Source organism: Rhodopila sp., assembly GCF_965276935.1.
In the GTDB taxonomy this organism is placed as follows: domain Bacteria; phylum Pseudomonadota; class Alphaproteobacteria; order Acetobacterales; family Acetobacteraceae; genus Rhodopila.
The window spans coordinates 141,850-157,426 of sequence record NZ_CBDIBS010000004.1 but is presented as its reverse complement, the minus strand read 5'-3'; the positions used below and the strand labels follow the sequence as shown (position 1 = coordinate 157,426).

At 66.8% G+C, this 15,577-nt stretch carries 16 protein-coding genes; 14 read left to right on the top strand and 2 right to left on the bottom strand.

Features of this window, described 5'->3' with window-relative positions:
• The first annotated feature begins 116 nt into the window (after positions 1–116).
• Genes ACQY4S_RS17100 through ACQY4S_RS17045 form a run of 12 tightly spaced genes read left to right on the top strand, consistent with a single transcriptional unit; the run spans position 117 to position 11,926 of the window.
• Positions 117–770, top strand: coding sequence for a cytochrome c3 family protein (locus ACQY4S_RS17100; protein WP_428486440.1), 654 nt, complete (start codon positions 117–119; stop codon positions 768–770).
• Positions 767–3,613: a 4Fe-4S dicluster domain-containing protein gene (locus ACQY4S_RS17095; protein ID WP_428486439.1), complete on the top strand. Its 2,847-nt coding sequence runs from the start codon at positions 767–769 to the stop codon at positions 3,611–3,613. Before ACQY4S_RS17100 ends, ACQY4S_RS17095 begins: the two co-directional genes overlap by 4 nt.
• The gene (gene nrfD, locus ACQY4S_RS17090; RefSeq protein WP_428486438.1) at positions 3,610–4,965 is read left to right on the top strand and encodes an NrfD/PsrC family molybdoenzyme membrane anchor subunit; all 1,356 of its coding nucleotides are present in this window, start codon (positions 3,610–3,612) and stop codon (positions 4,963–4,965) included. The genes ACQY4S_RS17095 and nrfD overlap by 4 nt, the downstream gene beginning before the upstream one ends.
• Positions 4,962–5,459 carry a DUF3341 domain-containing protein gene (locus ACQY4S_RS17085; RefSeq protein WP_428486437.1) on the top strand — a complete coding sequence of 166 codons (498 nt, stop codon included), beginning with the start codon at positions 4,962–4,964 and terminating at the stop codon, positions 5,457–5,459. The genes nrfD and ACQY4S_RS17085 overlap by 4 nt, the downstream gene beginning before the upstream one ends.
• Positions 5,456–5,962 carry a c-type cytochrome gene (locus ACQY4S_RS17080; protein WP_428486436.1) on the top strand — a complete coding sequence of 169 codons (507 nt, stop codon included), beginning with the start codon at positions 5,456–5,458 and terminating at the stop codon, positions 5,960–5,962. Before ACQY4S_RS17085 ends, ACQY4S_RS17080 begins: the two co-directional genes overlap by 4 nt.
• Positions 5,959–7,002, top strand: coding sequence for a hypothetical protein (locus tag ACQY4S_RS17075; RefSeq protein WP_428486435.1), 1,044 nt, complete (start codon positions 5,959–5,961; stop codon positions 7,000–7,002). The genes ACQY4S_RS17080 and ACQY4S_RS17075 overlap by 4 nt, the downstream gene beginning before the upstream one ends.
• Positions 6,995–7,393, top strand: coding sequence for a hypothetical protein (locus tag ACQY4S_RS17070; RefSeq protein WP_428486434.1), 399 nt, complete (start codon positions 6,995–6,997; stop codon positions 7,391–7,393). Before ACQY4S_RS17075 ends, ACQY4S_RS17070 begins: the two co-directional genes overlap by 8 nt.
• Positions 7,390–8,181 (top strand): SCO family protein, encoded by a 792-nt coding sequence (locus ACQY4S_RS17065; protein ID WP_428486433.1) that lies wholly within the window; start codon positions 7,390–7,392, stop codon positions 8,179–8,181. The genes ACQY4S_RS17070 and ACQY4S_RS17065 overlap by 4 nt, the downstream gene beginning before the upstream one ends.
• Entirely contained in the window at positions 8,178–9,131 is a 954-nt protein-coding gene (gene coxB / locus ACQY4S_RS17060) for a cytochrome c oxidase subunit II (protein ID WP_428486432.1), read from the top strand. The genes ACQY4S_RS17065 and coxB overlap by 4 nt, the downstream gene beginning before the upstream one ends.
• The gene (locus ACQY4S_RS17055; protein WP_428486431.1) at positions 9,128–10,768 is read left to right on the top strand and encodes a cytochrome c oxidase subunit I; all 1,641 of its coding nucleotides are present in this window, start codon (positions 9,128–9,130) and stop codon (positions 10,766–10,768) included. The genes coxB and ACQY4S_RS17055 overlap by 4 nt, the downstream gene beginning before the upstream one ends.
• Positions 10,761–11,630 (top strand): cytochrome c oxidase subunit 3, encoded by an 870-nt coding sequence (locus ACQY4S_RS17050; RefSeq protein ID WP_428486430.1) that lies wholly within the window; start codon positions 10,761–10,763, stop codon positions 11,628–11,630. Before ACQY4S_RS17055 ends, ACQY4S_RS17050 begins: the two co-directional genes overlap by 8 nt.
• Positions 11,627–11,926, top strand: a complete 300-nt coding sequence (locus tag ACQY4S_RS17045; RefSeq protein ID WP_428486429.1) for a hypothetical protein — start codon at positions 11,627–11,629, stop codon at positions 11,924–11,926. Before ACQY4S_RS17050 ends, ACQY4S_RS17045 begins: the two co-directional genes overlap by 4 nt.
• 340 nt (positions 11,927–12,266) lie before the next feature.
• Here ACQY4S_RS17045 and ACQY4S_RS17040 read toward each other — a convergent pair whose 3' ends face one another.
• Complete coding sequence (locus ACQY4S_RS17040; RefSeq protein ID WP_428486428.1) at positions 12,267–12,890, bottom strand: TetR/AcrR family transcriptional regulator; 624 nt, start codon at positions 12,888–12,890, stop codon at positions 12,267–12,269.
• Between the two features lie 81 nt (positions 12,891–12,971).
• Between ACQY4S_RS17040 and ACQY4S_RS17035 the strand changes: the two genes are divergently transcribed.
• Together ACQY4S_RS17035 and ACQY4S_RS17030 are read left to right on the top strand one after the other, a co-directional pair.
• Positions 12,972–14,057, top strand: coding sequence for an aldo/keto reductase (locus ACQY4S_RS17035; RefSeq protein ID WP_428486427.1), 1,086 nt, complete (start codon positions 12,972–12,974; stop codon positions 14,055–14,057).
• Positions 14,058–14,374: 317 nt separating this feature from the next.
• Positions 14,375–14,566, top strand: a complete 192-nt coding sequence (locus ACQY4S_RS17030; RefSeq protein ID WP_428486426.1) for a Tn3 family transposase — start codon at positions 14,375–14,377, stop codon at positions 14,564–14,566.
• A gap of 21 nt (positions 14,567–14,587) precedes the next feature.
• On the opposite strand, the gene ACQY4S_RS17025 is transcribed toward ACQY4S_RS17030, so the two are convergent.
• Complete coding sequence (locus ACQY4S_RS17025; protein ID WP_428486425.1) at positions 14,588–15,559, bottom strand: SMP-30/gluconolactonase/LRE family protein; 972 nt, start codon at positions 15,557–15,559, stop codon at positions 14,588–14,590.
• Positions 15,560–15,577: the final 18 nt, after the last annotated feature.

Genomic DNA, 15,577 nt, shown 5'->3' with positions numbered 1-15,577 from the left:
GCGACAGAGGTTCCCCCCCTCAAGCAGGCTTGCCGCGTTTTCCTGGGTTGTCGAGCCTTGCAACGCCATGCGAGCTTCGGCCATTAACAATTCCACCAACAGGATACCTCGGGTTAATGCCAGCGATCTTCAGACCTAGATCGACACTGATCGGCCGTGCCGTCCTGTTGGCCATGGCGATGACAGTGACGGTCGCGGTCGGTTGGTGGTGGCTGGCGCCGCGTTCCGACTGGGCGCGGCGCGTCGGGTTCACCATCGACCAGCCCGTGCCGTTCAGTCATCAACATCATGTGGCCGGGCTAGGAATCGACTGCCGGTTTTGCCACACGTCCGTGGAGGTGTCGGCCAAGGCCGGACTGCCGCCAACCTGGACCTGCATGACCTGCCATTCGCAAATCTGGACGAACGCCGGCTTGCTGGCCCCGGTGCGGCAAAGCCTGGCGGAAGACAAGCCGATCGTGTGGGGCCGGGTGAACAACCTGCCCGACTATGTCTACTTCAATCATTCGATCCATGTGGCGAAGGGCGTCGGCTGCTCTTCGTGCCACGGCCAGGTCGACAACATGCCGCTGTCCCACAAGGCGGCGACACTGACGATGCAGTTCTGCCTCAACTGCCACCGCGACCCGGGGCCGCAACTGCGGCCGGAGAATGCGATCTACAACACGGAATGGGTGCGTCCCGCCGATATGCCGTCGCCGGATGCGATGCTGGCGCACTACGGCATCCCCAACCGCACGCTGACGGATTGCTCGATATGCCACCGATGAACACCGGTCCGCGGCAATGGCGAGGCCGGCTGGAGGATGCCGAGCTGATGGCGCGCGAGTTCCCGGCGCTGGCCGGGTCGCTGGCGCGGCCGGAGTCGCGGCGTGGCGTGCTGCGCCTGATGGCCGCCAGCATCGCACTCGGCGGGCTGGCGGCCTGCGACCCGAGCGCGCCGGACGGGCATTACGTCCCCGCGGTCAATCAGGCGGCCGACATCGTGCCGGGCCTGCCCAACCGGTTTGCCACCGCGCTGCCCGATGGCGGCACGGCGGCGGGGATCGTCGTCACCCAGGACATGGGCCGCCCCATCAAGGTGGAAGGCAATGCCGCGCATCCCGCCAGCCTGGGGGCGACCAGCGTACACGGCCAAGCCATGCTGCTCGACTTCTATGATCCTGATCGCTCCGCCGGCGTGCTGCGGGGCGGCGACGTGGCGACGTGGCAGGCCTTGCTGCGGGCGATGCTGGCGCAGCGTGCCGCGCTGGCTGCCAACGGCGGGGCGGGTTTCCGCATCCTCACTGGCCGGGTCGTGTCGCCCACGCTCGGCGCCGCGGTCGCCGCGCTGCTCGACCGCTATCCGCGGGCGCGGTGGGTGCAGTGGGAGCCGGTGTCGCGTGACGCCGTGGGCCGCGGCACGGAGCTGGCTTACGGCCGGCGGCTGGACCTGCTGCCGCGTGCGGCGGCGGCGGACGTGGTGCTGGCGCTGGACAGCGACCTGATCAGTTCGGCGCCTGGGCATTTGCGCCATGCGCGGGACGTGGCATCGCGCCGCAATCCGGTGCGAGGTCCGATGAGTCGGATCTATGCCGCCGAACCGGTGCCGAGCCTGATCGGCGGCATCGCGGACCATCGCTTCATCGCCGGCCCGCGGGAGATGGCGGCCGCCGTCAATGCGCTTGCCGCCGCCATACTGGGCGGTGCTGACGCCAGCGAGGCGCCGCATTGGGTGGCGCCAGCGGTTGCCGACCTTCGTGCCGCCGGAGCGCGCGCCTTGGTACACGCCGGGCCGGATCTGCCAGCCGAGGCGCATTCGTTGGTGCACCAGGTGAACGAGCGGCTTGGCGGCCGCGGCATCACCTTCGACCTGATCGAGCCAGTCGCGTATCGCCCGGCGGACGAAGCCGGCCCGTTGGCCGGGCTGCTGGACGACATGCGGAGCGGCCGGGTGGACACGCTGCTGATCCTGGACAGCAACCCGGTCTATGCCGTGGCGGGCTTCCGCGAGGCGCTGCGCCGGGTGCCGTTCAGCCTGTCCGCCGCGCCGGCGCCGGACGAGACGGCCCGCGTCGTTACCTGGCATGTGCCGCAGACCCACCTGTTCGAGACCTGGGGCGACATCCGCGCGCATGACGGCACGCTGACGATCCAGCAGCCGCAAGCCCTGCCGCTGTATGAGGGGCACAACGCGTTCGAGATCCTGGCGCTGTTCGACGACCAGGTCGCGGACGGCACGCCGGTGCGCGACCTCGATCGGGTGCGGGCGGCCTGGCGCGACCGGCTGGACGATGACGGGTGGGAGGACGCACTGGCGGCCGGGATCGTGCCTGGCACCGCCAGCCAGCCGGTCGCCGACCCGCCCAAGGCGGCGCCGGTGCCACTGGCGATCCCAGCGGGGCAGGCGCTGACACTGCTCATACGGCCTGACTCCAGCCTGTGGGATGGCCGCCACGCGAACAATCCGTGGCTGCAGGAGTTGCCGCGCCCGCTGGGCAAGCTGGTCTGGGCCAACCCGCTGCTGATCGCCCCCGCGTTCGCCGCGCGCACCGGCCTGGCGAACGGCGACGAGGTCGAGCTGACGCTGGCCGGCCGGAGCCTTCGCGCCCCGGTCTATGTGATACCTGGGCAGGCGCCTGACTGCATCATCGCCACGCTGGGCGGCGGCCGCACCAGCGCGGGAGAGGTCGGCAACGGCGTCGGCTGGGACGTGACGCCGTTGCGCGGCCTGGACGGCGTTCCCACCCTGCGCGCGACCGGCAAGCATATCCGCATCGCCAGCACCGACCACCACAATGTCCTGGAAGTCGACAACAAGACGATCGACAGCATCGTCCGGCACGGCACCGAAGCCGAATTCGCCGTCAACCCGACGTTCCTGCACGGCGATGACAAGCAGCCGTCGATCTACCATCGCGCGCAAACCAGCGGCGTCGCCTGGGGCATGAGCGTGGACCTGAATGCCTGCATCGGCTGCAACGCCTGCGTCGTCGCCTGCCAGGCGGAGAACAACGTCCCCGTGGTGGGCCGCGACCAGGTGCTAATCGGGCGGGAGATGCACTGGCTGCGCATCGACCGCTACTACGAGGGTCCGGCGGACAGCCCGGACAGCTATCTGCAACCGATGCTGTGCATGCACTGCGAGGACGCGCCATGCGAGCCGGTCTGCCCGGTGGAAGCCTCCATCCACGACAGCGAGGGCCTGAACCTGCAGGTCTACAACCGCTGCATCGGCACAAGGTTCTGCTCGAACAACTGCCCCTACAAGGTCCGCCGCTTCAACTTCGGCGCCTGGGCGGCGGAGGAGCACCGTCCGCCCATCTCGCGCAACCCGGACGTGACCGTGCGCAGCCGCGGCGTGATGGAGAAGTGCACGTTCTGCGTGCAGCGGATCGCCGAGGCGCGGATCGCGCATGACCGCGACGGCACGGCGGAGCAGGTCGTGACGGCGTGCCAGGCGGCGTGCCCGACGCGGGCCTTCAGCTTCGGCGACATCAATGACCCTGGCAGCGAGGTGACACAGCGCAAGCGCAGTCCGCTCGACTACGCCCTGCTGGCGGACCAGAACACCCATCCGCGGCTGACCTATGAGGCGCGGATCACCAACCCCAACCCGCGGCTCGTGACATGAGCGACGTGCCGATCGAGGCGCTGCCGGTCGTCGATCCGCGGGAGACGATCACGACGATGACCAACCGGGTCAGCGTGGTGCCGTTCCGCGGTGACTGGGCCTGGTGGTGGTGGGCGTTCGTACCCTCCGCCTTGCTGCTCGGACTGGGTATTCTGGGCGTGGGGTGGGCATTCCTGCGCGGCATCCGGGTCTGGGGCAACGACTGGCCGGTGATGTGGGGCTTTCCCATCCTGGCCTATGTCTGGTGGATCGCCATCGCGTCGGGCGGGACGTTCGTGTCGGCGTTCTTCTTCCTGGTGCGGGTGCAGTGGCGCACGTCCATCAACCGCATGGCGGAGACGATGACGCTGTGCGCGGCGGCCTGTGCGGGCGTTTATCCGATCCTGCATCTCGGGCGGCCGTATTTCGCCTACTGGCTGTTCCCCTATCCGAACACAATGACGCTGTGGCCGCAGTGGAAATCTCCCCTGCTGTGGGATTTCATGGCGCTGCTGACGTACGTGATCGCCTCCGTGCTGTTCTGGTACCTCGGCGCCATGCCGGACCTGGCGACGATGCGGGACCGTGCCCGCTCGAAGCCCGCGCAGATGGCGTATGGCTTTTTCGCCATGGGGTTCCGCGGCACCGGCGCGCAGTGGCGCCACCTGAAGGCGACCTATGGCACGTTGGCGGCCATCATGGCGCCGCTGGTGGTGTCGGTGCACTCCATCGTCGGGCTGGACTTCGCCGGCGGCGCCACGCCCGGCTGGCATTCCACCGAATACCCGCCGTTCTTCGTGTTCGGCGCCTTGTGGTCGGGCCTGTCCACCGTCATGCTGCTGCTGCTGGCGTTCCGCCGCCCGCTGCGGCTGACGACGGTCATCACCGAGCGGCATATCCAGGTGCTCGCCAAGCTGATGCTGACCAGCAGCCTGTGCATGTCCTACGCCTATGTGCTGGACGCGTTCGAGCCGTTCTACAGCGGCGACGCCACCGACCGGATCCAGTTCCTCAACCGCCTGCTGGGCGGTTATGCCCCGATCTACTGGGGCATGATATTCTGCAACTGCCTGTTCCCGCTGGTGCTGTGCGTCCGCCGCGTGCGCGCCAGCCACGCGATGCTCGCCCTGGTCGCGGTATCATCCATCATCGGCATGTGGCTGGAACGCTTCAACATCGTCGAGCTAAGCCTGACGCGCACCCACCTGCCGTCGGCCTGGGGCAGCTACGTGCCGACGTTCTGGGACTGGGCGGTGTTCGGCGGGACCATCGGGCTGTTCATGAGCGGGTTCCTGCTCGCGGTCCGGCTGATACCCATGGTGTCGATGTTCGAGATGCGCGAGTTGCTGACCGAGCAGGGGCAGGGGACATGATCCTGGCCATGTTCACCAACGAGGACGGGCTGGCGCGGGCGCTCGAACGGTTCCGCGAGGCGCGGATCGGGCCGCTCGAAACCTATACGCCGGCGCCGCTGAGCGGGGAGCCGACAGCCTCGCCGATCCCGTTGATCATCCTGCTTGCCGGGCTGTTCGGCGCCGCCGCGAGCTTCGGCTTGCAGACGTACTCGTTCACCGTGGCCTATCCGTTCAAGATCGGTAGACGGCCGGAATTCGCCTGGGCGTCGTTCATCCCGACGACGTTTGAAAACGCCGTGCTGGTCGCCATCGCGGCCGGCTTCGTGGCATTCATGGTCATCAATCGGCTGCCGAAACTGTACGACCCGGTCGACGAGTCGGACGCCATGCGGCGAGCCAGCCGCGACCGGTGGTTTTTGCGGGTGACGACGGAAGACCCGGAGGTATTGCAGGGCGCGCGTGCCCTGCTGCGGGAGCTGCACCCGGTCAGCGTCGAGGAGTTGCCGGGATGAGGCGTCTGATTCTCCGCGCCGCGCTGCTGCCCGTGCTGCTGCCCGTGCTGCTGGGCGGCTGCGACGACATGATCCATCAGGACAAGAAGACCGCCTATGCCGACAGCCGCGTCGGGCCGGGCAAGACGCCGGCCGACACCGTGGACTTCCATTCGCGGCGGGTGACACCGCCGCCGGTGACGCTGGCGTTGCTGGAGCGCGGGCAGCAACGGTTCCGCATCTACTGCACGCCGTGCCATTCCGAACTGGGCGACGGTCATGGCATGATCGTGCAGCGCGGCTTCCCGGCGCCGCCATCCTACCACATCGCCCGGCTGCGGGATGCGCCGGTGGAGCATTTCTATGACGTGATGACCAACGGCTATGGCGCGATGTACTCCTTCGCCTACCGGGTGCAGCCGCCAGACCGGTGGGCGATCGCCGCCTATATCCGCGCCTTGCAGCGCAGCCAGGACGCCACGGTCGCGGACCTGACACCCGAGCAGCGGACGGCGCTGCCATGACCCGCACCGACCGGTTCGTAGCGTGGGTGGGGCTGGCCGGGCTGGCGGTGGCAGCACTTGGCTGGGCGCTGGATGCGGGCGGCTTCTATGGCGGCTGGCTGGCGGCGCTGACGCTGTTCAGCGCCTGGCCGCTGGGCAGCATGGCCTTGCTGCTGATCCATGCCCTGACCGGCGGGCGCTGGGGCGACGTGCTGCGGCCGGCCTTGCGCCTGGGCGTGTGCTCGGTGCCGCTGCTGCTGCCCGCGGTGGTGCCGCTCGCCGCCGGCCTGTCGCCGCTGTATCCGTGGGCACGGCCGGGCGCGGCGCAGCAGTTTGGCAACAGCTTCTACCTCAATGTGCCGTTCCTGGCCTGGCGCGGCGCGGCCTATCTGGTCGTCTGGTTCGGGCTGGGCTGGCTGGTGCTGCGCGGACGCGGCCTGGCGCGGATCGCACCGGCTGGGCTGTTCCTGCTGGCGATCACCACGACGTTCGCCGCGATCGACACCACCATGTCGCTCGACCCGCATTTCACCTCCTCGATCTATGGCATGATCAGCGCGGCTGGCATGGCCCTGCTGGCCTTGTCGATAGCCGTGCTGCTGACCGCGGGCGAGGTGGCGCAGGAGGTGCGGGCCGATTTCGGCAAGCTGCTGCTGGCGCTGGTGGTGCTGTGGATCTACCTGGATTTCATTCAGTTGCTGATCGTCTGGCAGTCGGACCTGGTGGCCGAGGCGCCTTGGTACCTCGATCGGTCCCGCGGTGGGTGGGGTGCGCTGCGGATCATCGTGGCCGGCGGGCACTTCGTGCTGCCGTTCTTCCTGCTGCTGTCCCCGCGCATGCAGCGATCCCGTCGCGTGGTGGTGTCGGTCGCCGCGCTGCTGGTGGCGATGGAGGTGTTGCGAAGCTGGTGGACGGTGCTGCCGTCGCTCGGCCGCGGCGTGAACTGGATCGATGTGGCCTGTGTGGTGGGCATGGGGGGTGCTGCGATCGGCTTCGCGCGCTGGGCCGCCCGACGCGCCCCCGGCATACACACCCCCGGCATGGAGGCCGTACATGTCTGAGCACGCGACCGACCGGGCGCTATCGGCCGCCCGGCACGAGTCCCGCGACGTCAGCTTCCGCTTCATGCTGGGGTTGTTCGGGCTGATCGGCGGCATCGCGGTGCTGCTGATTGGCCTCGCCTACGAGATCTTCCCAGGCGAGGTGAAGGACAACCGGTTCGCCGGGCCGTTCCCGTCCTTCCCCGGCCCGGTGCTGCAACCCGCGCCCGCGGTCGACATGCAGGTGTTCTATGCGCAGGAGATGCGCCAACTGAACAGCGCCGGCTGGCAGGACCGCGCCGCCGGGACGGTCCACATTCCGATCGCGCAGGCGATGCGGGCGGTGGCGGCGGAGGGTATCAAGGGATGGCCGGCCGGCAGCAAGACCGTCAGCCTGGGGGACCGGCGATGAAGTGGGCTGCCTTGCGCGGCGCGGTCACCGCGGTCGCCCTGCTGTTGCCCGCCGCCGGTCACGCGGCGCCGGACAATCCGCTCGACTATGCCTGGAAGATGAACCGTGGCGCGCAGGTGCCGCTCGGGGTGACCTTGCACGACGAGGCCGGGCGCGACACGACGCTCGGCGCTACGTTCGCCGGCAAGCCGGTGATCCTGGATATCGGCTATTTCCATTGCCCGACGCTGTGTGGGGTGGTACGGGCCGACCTGCTGGCCGCTTTGGGAACGAGCGGGCTGCGGGAGGGCCGGGACTACTCACTCGTGTCGGTGTCGATCGACCCGAAGGAAACCTCGAAGGACGCGGCTGACGCGAAGGCGGCCGACCTGGCGCAGGCGCCGTTCGCGAGCGGCGCCGACTGGCATTACCTGACCGGTCCAGCGGCGGCGGTCGCGGCGGTCAAGGCGGCGGTCGGCTTTCGCGACCGCTACGACGAGCGGTTCAGGCAGTTCCTGCATCCCGCCGGATTGGTCGTGCTGACCAAGGCCGGGATTGTCAGCGGCTACCTGCAAGGCGTCGGCTACTCCGGCGGCGAACTGCGTGCCGCGGTGCTGCGCGCCGGCCAGGGCGGCATCGCACAGGCGGCGCTGCCCATCCTGCTGCTGTGCTTCCACTTCGATTCCAGTACGGGGCGCTACACCCTCGCCATCGTGAAGCTCCTGCGGCTGGCGGGCGGCCTGACCGTGCTGACGATTGTCGGGCTGCTGGTGGTGCTGCACCGCAACCGACCCGCGCCGCCGCCATGAACCTGCTGCCGAGCGCCTCCCCCCTCGCTGACGAGGTAGACTGGCTGATCGGCAGCCTGCTGGGGGTTTCGCTGCTGGTGCTGGCCCTGGTGATGGGGCTGATGGGCGTCTACGTGATCCGCTACCGGCACGGCAGCGGCCTCGACCGCGGCGATGTCGCGCAGAAGACCTGGCGGATCGAGGTCGTCTGGACAACCGCCACGCTGGTAGCCTTCTTCGGCCTGTTCATCTGGGGTGGCAACCTGTTCGTCCGGGTGTACCGGCCGCATCCCAACCCGCTGACCATCAGCGTGATCGGCAAGCAGTGGATGTGGAAGACCGAGTATCCCGGCGGGCAGCACGAAATCAACCAACTGCATATCCCGGTCGATCGGGACGTGCAGCTATTGCTGACCAGCGAGGACGTGATCCATGACTTCGGACTGCCGGCCTTCCGGGTAAAGCGGGACGTGCTGCCGGGCCGTTATGAGGCACTATGGCTGCACCCCAACCGGATCGGCGACTACCACCTGTTCTGCGACCAGTTCTGCGGCACCGATCACTCGTCCATGATCGGCACGGTCACCGTGATGACCGCGCCAGAATACCAGGACTGGCTGGAGCGGAACAGCACGAGCAGCGGCCTGGTCGCCGACGGCCAGGCGCTGTTCATCCGCAACGGCTGCAGCGGCTGTCACCAGGCGGGTTTGTCGGGCGGCGCCGGGACGGTGCGGGCGCCGTCGCTGAACGGCCTGTACAGAAGCCCGGTGCCGTTGTCGGACGGCAGCACGGTGATCGCCGACGACCGTTACATACACGATTCCATCATCTATCCCAAGGAGCAGATCGTGGCGAGCTACGCCCCGGTCATGCCGTCCTTCAAGGGCGTGATCGGTGAGGAGGACCTGGTGAAAATCATCGCCTACATCAAGTCGCTGGGGCCGCATGCGCCGCTGCCAGGCCGATCATGAGCAGCAGCACCGCAACCAGTTTCGTGGCGCTTGACCCTGGGCGCGAGAACTATCTCACGGACCAGAAGTCGATCTGGTCGTGGCTGTTGACCACCGACCACAAGCGCATCGCGCTGCTGTATTTCGCCTCGATCACCGCGTTCTTCTTCCTGGGTGGCGCCGCGGCGGCGTTGATGCGGTTGAACCTGCTGTCACCGGACGGCCTGATCGTTGATCATGAGACCTACAACCGCCTGTTCACGCTGCACGGCGTGATCATGGTGTGGTTCTTTCTGGTGCCCGCGATTCCGGTGACGCTGGGCAATTTCGTCACCCCGCTGATGCTGGGCGCGCGGGACCTGGCGTTTCCCCGGGTGAACCTTACCAGTTGGTACCTGTTCATGGCGGGCGGCGTGCTGGCGCTGGCCGGCCTTCTGATCGGCGGCGTCGATACCGCCTGGACGTTCTACACGCCGCTTTCGACCGCCTATGCCAAGGGTTACGTCACGCTGGTGTGCTTCGGGATCATCCTGTCGGGTTATTCCTCGATCGCGACCGGGCTGAATTTTATCATCACCATCCACAAGCTGCGGCCGCCCGGGATGACGTGGTACCGGGTCCCGCTGTTCCTGTGGTCGCTGTACGCCACATCGGTGATCTACGTGCTGGCGACGCCGGTGCTGACCATGGCGATGCTGCTGATCGTGCTGGAACGGGTGTTCCGGGTCGGCATCTTCGACCCGGCGCTGGGCGGCGACCCGGTGTTGTTCCAGCACCTGTTCTGGTTCTACTCGCACCCCGCCGTCTACATCATGATCCTGCCGGGTTTCGGGGTGGTCAGCGAGGTCATCACCGCGTTCTCCCGCAAGAGCGTGTTCGGCTACAAGTTCATCGCCTGGTCGTCGGTGTCGATCGCCATCATCTCGTTCTTCGTCTGGGGCCACCACATGTTTGTGGCCGGCACATCGCTGTATTCAAGCCTGGTGTTCTCGCTGCTGTCGTTCATGGTTTCGGTGCCATCGGCGATCAAGGTGTTTAACTGGCTGGGGACGCTGCACAAGGGCTTCATCCGCTTCAATGCGCCGATGTTGTATATCCTGGGCTTTATCGGCCTGTTTACCATGGGCGGGCTGACCGGGCTGTTCGTGGCGTCCCTGGGGGCCGACGTCCACCTGCACGACACCTATTTCGTCGTGGCGCATTTCCACTACATCATGGTCGGTGCCATGGTGTCGGCGTTCTTCGGCGGGCTGCACTACTGGTGGCCCAAGATCACCGGGCGGATGTACCCCGAGGTCTGGGGCCAGATCGCCGCCGTGATGATCTTCTTTGGCTTCAACCTGACCTTCTTCCCGCAATTCATCCTCGGCTACCAGGGCATGCCGCGCCGCTATGCCAGTTACGCACCCGAGTTCCAGGTCTTGAACGTCCTGTCGTCCTGCGGCGCCGTGATCCTGGCGATCGCCTACCTGATGCCGCTGGCGTACCTGACGTGGTCGATGTTCGCGGGCGCGCGCGCGCCGTCCAACCCATGGGACGCGACCGGGCTGGAATGGCAAACCCAATCGCCGCCGCGGACCGAGAATTTCGCCATCACGCCCGTGGTGACCGCGCCGCCCTACTACTATCCGAAACCCGAGGAGCGGCAGCATGTCTAACCCGCGCCGCCGGCTGGCAATTCTTTCGGGTGTGGGAGCGGCGGCGGCCGTGCTGTTCACCGGCGTGCGGCGCCGTCCTGCTCCGGCCTATGCGCCGGCGCACGATGCCGACTGGGCACAAGCGGAGGACAGAGAGGCGCAACTTGCCGCCGTGCAGCGGGGTGAGCCTGGCAGCGGCGGCTACTACGGCACCTGGAAGACCGGCTCGCCGGATGCGGCCGTCGCCGCGCACATCGAGTTCCAGTACGCCGGCATGGAGCACCAGTCCGAGACCGCGCTCAGCGGCATGTGGCTGTTCCTGGCGACCGAGGTGCTGTTCTTCGGCGGCCTGTTCCTGCTCTACATGATCTACCGGCAGCAATACGCGGACGCATTCATCGAGGCGTCCCGGCACACTGAACTGGTGATCGGCAGCATCAACACCGTCCTGCTGGTGACCAGCAGCGCGGTGTTCTCGTGGGGCCTCGGGCGCGCCCAGGCCGGCGACAACCGCCGGCTGTTCTGGGCGTGCGTGGCGGTCGTTGTCCTCGGTTCGGCGTTCCTGCTGCTGAAAGGCTGGGAATGGCACGACGACCTGGATGAGCACCTGTTTCCGGGTCGCGGTTTCTCCATCACCGGACCGAACGCCGGAGGGGCGGAATTGTTCTGGTTCTTCTACTTCGTCGCGACCGGGCTGCATGGTGTGCATATGATTGTCGGGGTGGGGCTGGTTGCCTGGCTTGCCTGGGCGGCGCGGCAGCGGCGCTTCAGCGCCGGTTACTTTACCCCGGTGGAGGTCGTCGGGTTGTACTGGAGCTTCGTCGACATGGTCTGGCTCTGCCTCTATCCCATGCTCTATCTTGTCGATCGCGCCAGCGCGTGAAGCCCTGGCTGGCGGTTCTGGTCTGGCTCGCGCTGCTGGTGCTGGTCGGCGTCGAGGTCCTGTTGGCGCGGCTGCCCGCCGTCCGTGGCGTGGTTCCTTTCGTCGGCATCGGCGCGGCCCTGCTGGTGGCGCTGACCTTCATGCGTTTAGGCAGCAGCCGCGGGTTGGTACCGGTATTCGCGCTGGTCGCGGCCTTCTGGCTCTGCATCATGCTGGGTCTCGGCAGCCTCGACTCCTTCACCCGGCACGACATACCAGTTGGCATGCGGACCGAGCCGGGGATGCATGCCGATTAGGGCGGTTTCCGATCAAGTTGCGCCAGTTGGTTATGACGGGACTCGTCCCGGCCGTGACGGGGGCTCAATTGACAAGCCGATGCGTGATTTAACACCCATGAGGGCAGGGATCCCCTGCGCCTCCAGGTAGGGGGTCCGGTAGCAACCGAGCCGAAAGTGCATTTCGGCCTAGCACGGAAGCTCAGTCGGCTGGCTGACGGCGCATGGCCGCTGATTCCAAACGACAGCGGTCGCTGTCGACCACGCCCGACGTCGAGGCGTTGTGGCTGTCCCGAAGCTGTCGTTCGCGCCTTTGCAATCGTCTTGCGACGTTTGCCTTGGGTCGCGCACGGGCACGAGCTTAATCCCGCGGCCAGCCTTGCAAGGCAACCTCCACAATGGCCAGCAAGGCGGCGCGCGGCGTTCCGTCGCGCGCCAGCGCCGACATCCCTTGTGTCACAGTCATGACAAGACCGGCCAACGCGGCAGCATTGGTCTTCGGCGGCAGCACGCCTGCCGCGATGTCACGATCGATCCGGGCGCGAAGTCGCCCGTCGATCGAGCTGCGAATGTCGGCAATCGCACTTTGGACATCGGCCGACGCGGCCGAACCGCTGGCGGTCGCGCTGGCAAGCAGGCATCCCTTGGGCGTCGCATCGCCGGTATAGGCGGTCGCGGCGGCGGTCAACAGCTCGCGCGCGGCGTTGTACGCGGTCGGCGCGCCATCAATCGCCTGCGCCATCGCCTCGGGATCGCCAGCGTAGCGGTGTGCCGCTTCCAGGAACAACCGCTTCTTGTCCCCGAATGCGGTGTAGAGGCTGGGCGCCGTCACCCCCATCGCGGTCGTCAAGTCGACGATCGACGTCGTTTCGTACCCATGGCGCCAGAACGTCAGCATCGCTTGTTCGAGCGCGGCATCGCGGTCGAACGACAGCGGCCTGCCGGTTTTGCGGCGTGGCGCGGGATTGGATTCAGCATAATCCATAGTGAACGCTCTGAAACAGGTTGACAGCAGTCGATTAGCATAGCATGAATTCCGTATCGAACACTAGGAAAGTAGCCGACCATGTCCCTCACCGATTTTCGCACGCTCGGCCATTCCGGCCTCGTCGTCAGCCCGCTCGCGCTGGGGACGATGACCTTTGGCCCCGGCGCGTGGGGCGCGGACGAGGCGACGTCACGGGCGATCTTCAATGCCTATCGTGCGGCTGGCGGCAATTTTGTCGACACCGCCGACATCTATGCGGGTGGCAAGAGCGAAGAACTGGTCGGCCGGTTCATCGCCGACAGCGGCGCGCGCGACGACATCGTCCTTGCCACCAAGTTCGCGTTCAATGGATCGGCTAGCCCGCTGACCGCGACACAGGCGGGCGGGGGCAACCCCAATGCGGGCGGCGCCGGCGCCAAGAACATCCATCGGGCGCTCGAGGCCTCGCTGAAGCGGCTGGGCACCGACTATATCGACCTTTACTGGATGCACATCTGGGACGGCGTCACGCCCGTTGAGGAAATCGTCCAGACACTCGGTGACCTCGTGCGGGCCGGCAAGATCCGCTACTATGGCTTGTCGGACATGCCCGCCTGGCTGGCGATGAAGGCAGCGACGATCGCGGCCGAGCGGCGCGTGCCCGGGCCGATTGCGCTGCAGCTCGAATACTCGCTCGTCGCCTGCGACGTGGAAAGCGAGCATTTTCCGGCGGCGCGGGAGGGCGGCATGGGGGTCATGCCGTGGAGCCCACTCGCGGGGGGCTTCCTGTCCGGCAAGTACCAGCGCGGGAACACTGCCGACACCGGCCGGCTGAGCGGCGCGAACCCGTTCGGCAACAGCAAGTTCGTGGATCGCAATTGGGACATCCTCGACACGCTGAAGGCGGTTGCCGCGGAGCTCGATCGGCCAGCGGCGCAGGTAGCGCTCGCCTGGACCCTGACGCGCGCCGGGGTCGCCTCGACGTTGATCGGCGCGAGCAAGGTGTCGCAGCTAGAGAGCAACATCGCCGCAACGGATATTCGGTTGACCGCCGCTCAAGCGAAACACCTTGACGAGGCAAGCACGCCGGCGCCCGGGTTCAGTGCTGGACTGACGCAGCCAGCAATCCGCCGCATGGTGTTTGGCGGCCACGACGTCGCCGGATGGAACGAACAGCGCAATTGATCAGGCAACAGGTTGCGTCTTCTCCGGCAAAAACTGGCTCATCGGATCAGACGTTCCGCCTAACCTCGCTTCGCGTACAAAAGCGGACCGTCGCCTGACCATAACAAGCGGTCATAGCCGCGTTGGGGCAGACCCTTGGGGCACGGCTGCATGGGGCGCTTTCTGCGTGCCATTAAGGTTGTTTTCGCCATTATGGAACGGTAGCGTTCCGGGATCTGAACTTTTTCGAAACAAAATGGCTTGCGGGAGGCCAGGGGGACCATCTCGACGCTCTCGGCCTGGTGGTGATCGTCATCGTGCTTTGAAACACCATCTATATGGATGCAGCGCTGGACCTGCTCCGCGCCGAGGGCTTTGCCGTGCGCGCGGAGGATGCAGCCTGGCTGTCGCCGCTCGGGTTCGACCACATCAACATGTTCGGCCGCTACGCCTTCATCCTGCCCGATCGGGTCGCCCGCGGGGAGCTTCGACCGCGCCGTGATCCGGCAATCGTGGACGACGAAACCTGAAATGCAGTTTCGGTTCCGTTGCTACCGCACATCCACATAAAGCGCATAGACCGACTGGCTTGCCGCCATGAACAGCCGGTTCCGCTTCAACCCGCCGAAGCAGACGTTGGCGCAGCGTTCCGGCAGCAACACCCGCCCGATCAGCGTGCCGTCCGGGGCAAACACCGCCACGCCATCCTCGCCTTCACCACCGGAGAACCCGCACCAGACATTGCCCTCGGTATCGCAACGGATGCCATCGGCCCAACCCGCGCCTTCGAAGAACACCCGCCCGTTCACCGCGCGCGTGCCATGATCCACCATGTCATAGACCCAGGTGCTCTTCGGCCGGTCGCCCGGTGTGTCCACCACGTAAAGCCGCGACTCATCCGGCGAGAAGCACAGGCCGTTCGGCCGAGGTTGCGTGTCGACGCCAATGCCCAGGGTGTTCGTGGCCGGGTCATAGCGATAGACCCGGAACGGATGGTGCTGCGGCGCCTTGTGCCCCAGATAGTTCCCGCGCGTTCCCGCGCCGTTGTCGCTGAACCAGATCGTGCCGTCCGATTTCACCACCACGTCGTTGGGGCCGGTCAGCTTCCTGCCCTGCCAGGTATCCGCCAGCACCACCACGCTGCCGTCATGCTCGGTTCGCGTCAGCCGCTGGGTGTCGTGCTCGCACGTCACCAGCCGGCCCTGGCGGTCGCGGGTGTTGCCGTTGGCGTAGTGCGAGGGGTTTCGGAACACGCTGATGCCACCGTCGGTTTCGTCCCAGCGGTAGATCGTGTCGGCGGGGATGTCGCTGAACAGCAGGTAGCGGCCATCGCCGAACCAGACCGGGCCTTCGGTGAAGTGGAACCCTGTCGCGATCCGCCGGATGGCGGCATTGTCCAGCACCAGCCGGCGAAACCTGGGGTCCAGAATGACGATGCCGGGATCGGGATAGCGGATTGGCGCCGACTGCTCCCAGCGGGACGGCCGAGCATCGGAGATGGGCGTCGCGGAAGCTGGCTGCATGGGTTGTTCTCCGGCCTG

Bases quoted from the DNA above. Each gene is read 5' to 3' on its own strand.
- coxB (WP_428486432.1), top strand. From the start codon at position 8,178: ATGAACCTGCTGCCGAGCGCCTCCCCCCTCGCTGACGAGGTAGACTGG.
- ACQY4S_RS17080 (WP_428486436.1), top strand. From the start codon at position 5,456: ATGAGGCGTCTGATTCTCCGCGCCGCGCTGCTGCCCGTGCTGCTGCCC.
- ACQY4S_RS17085 (WP_428486437.1), top strand. From the start codon at position 4,962: ATGATCCTGGCCATGTTCACCAACGAGGACGGGCTGGCGCGGGCGCTC.
- ACQY4S_RS17070 (WP_428486434.1), top strand. From the start codon at position 6,995: ATGTCTGAGCACGCGACCGACCGGGCGCTATCGGCCGCCCGGCACGAG.
- ACQY4S_RS17050 (WP_428486430.1), top strand. From the start codon at position 10,761: ATGTCTAACCCGCGCCGCCGGCTGGCAATTCTTTCGGGTGTGGGAGCG.
- nrfD (WP_428486438.1), top strand. From the start codon at position 3,610: ATGAGCGACGTGCCGATCGAGGCGCTGCCGGTCGTCGATCCGCGGGAG.
- ACQY4S_RS17025 (WP_428486425.1), bottom strand. From the start codon at position 15,559: ATGCAGCCAGCTTCCGCGACGCCCATCTCCGATGCTCGGCCGTCCCGC.
- ACQY4S_RS17095 (WP_428486439.1), top strand. From the start codon at position 767: ATGAACACCGGTCCGCGGCAATGGCGAGGCCGGCTGGAGGATGCCGAG.
- ACQY4S_RS17075 (WP_428486435.1), top strand. From the start codon at position 5,959: ATGACCCGCACCGACCGGTTCGTAGCGTGGGTGGGGCTGGCCGGGCTG.
- ACQY4S_RS17035 (WP_428486427.1), top strand. From the start codon at position 12,972: ATGTCCCTCACCGATTTTCGCACGCTCGGCCATTCCGGCCTCGTCGTC.
- ACQY4S_RS17100 (WP_428486440.1), top strand. From the start codon at position 117: ATGCCAGCGATCTTCAGACCTAGATCGACACTGATCGGCCGTGCCGTC.
- ACQY4S_RS17040 (WP_428486428.1), bottom strand. From the start codon at position 12,890: ATGGATTATGCTGAATCCAATCCCGCGCCACGCCGCAAAACCGGCAGG.
- ACQY4S_RS17065 (WP_428486433.1), top strand. From the start codon at position 7,390: ATGAAGTGGGCTGCCTTGCGCGGCGCGGTCACCGCGGTCGCCCTGCTG.
- ACQY4S_RS17030 (WP_428486426.1), top strand. From the start codon at position 14,375: ATGGATGCAGCGCTGGACCTGCTCCGCGCCGAGGGCTTTGCCGTGCGC.
- ACQY4S_RS17055 (WP_428486431.1), top strand. From the start codon at position 9,128: ATGAGCAGCAGCACCGCAACCAGTTTCGTGGCGCTTGACCCTGGGCGC.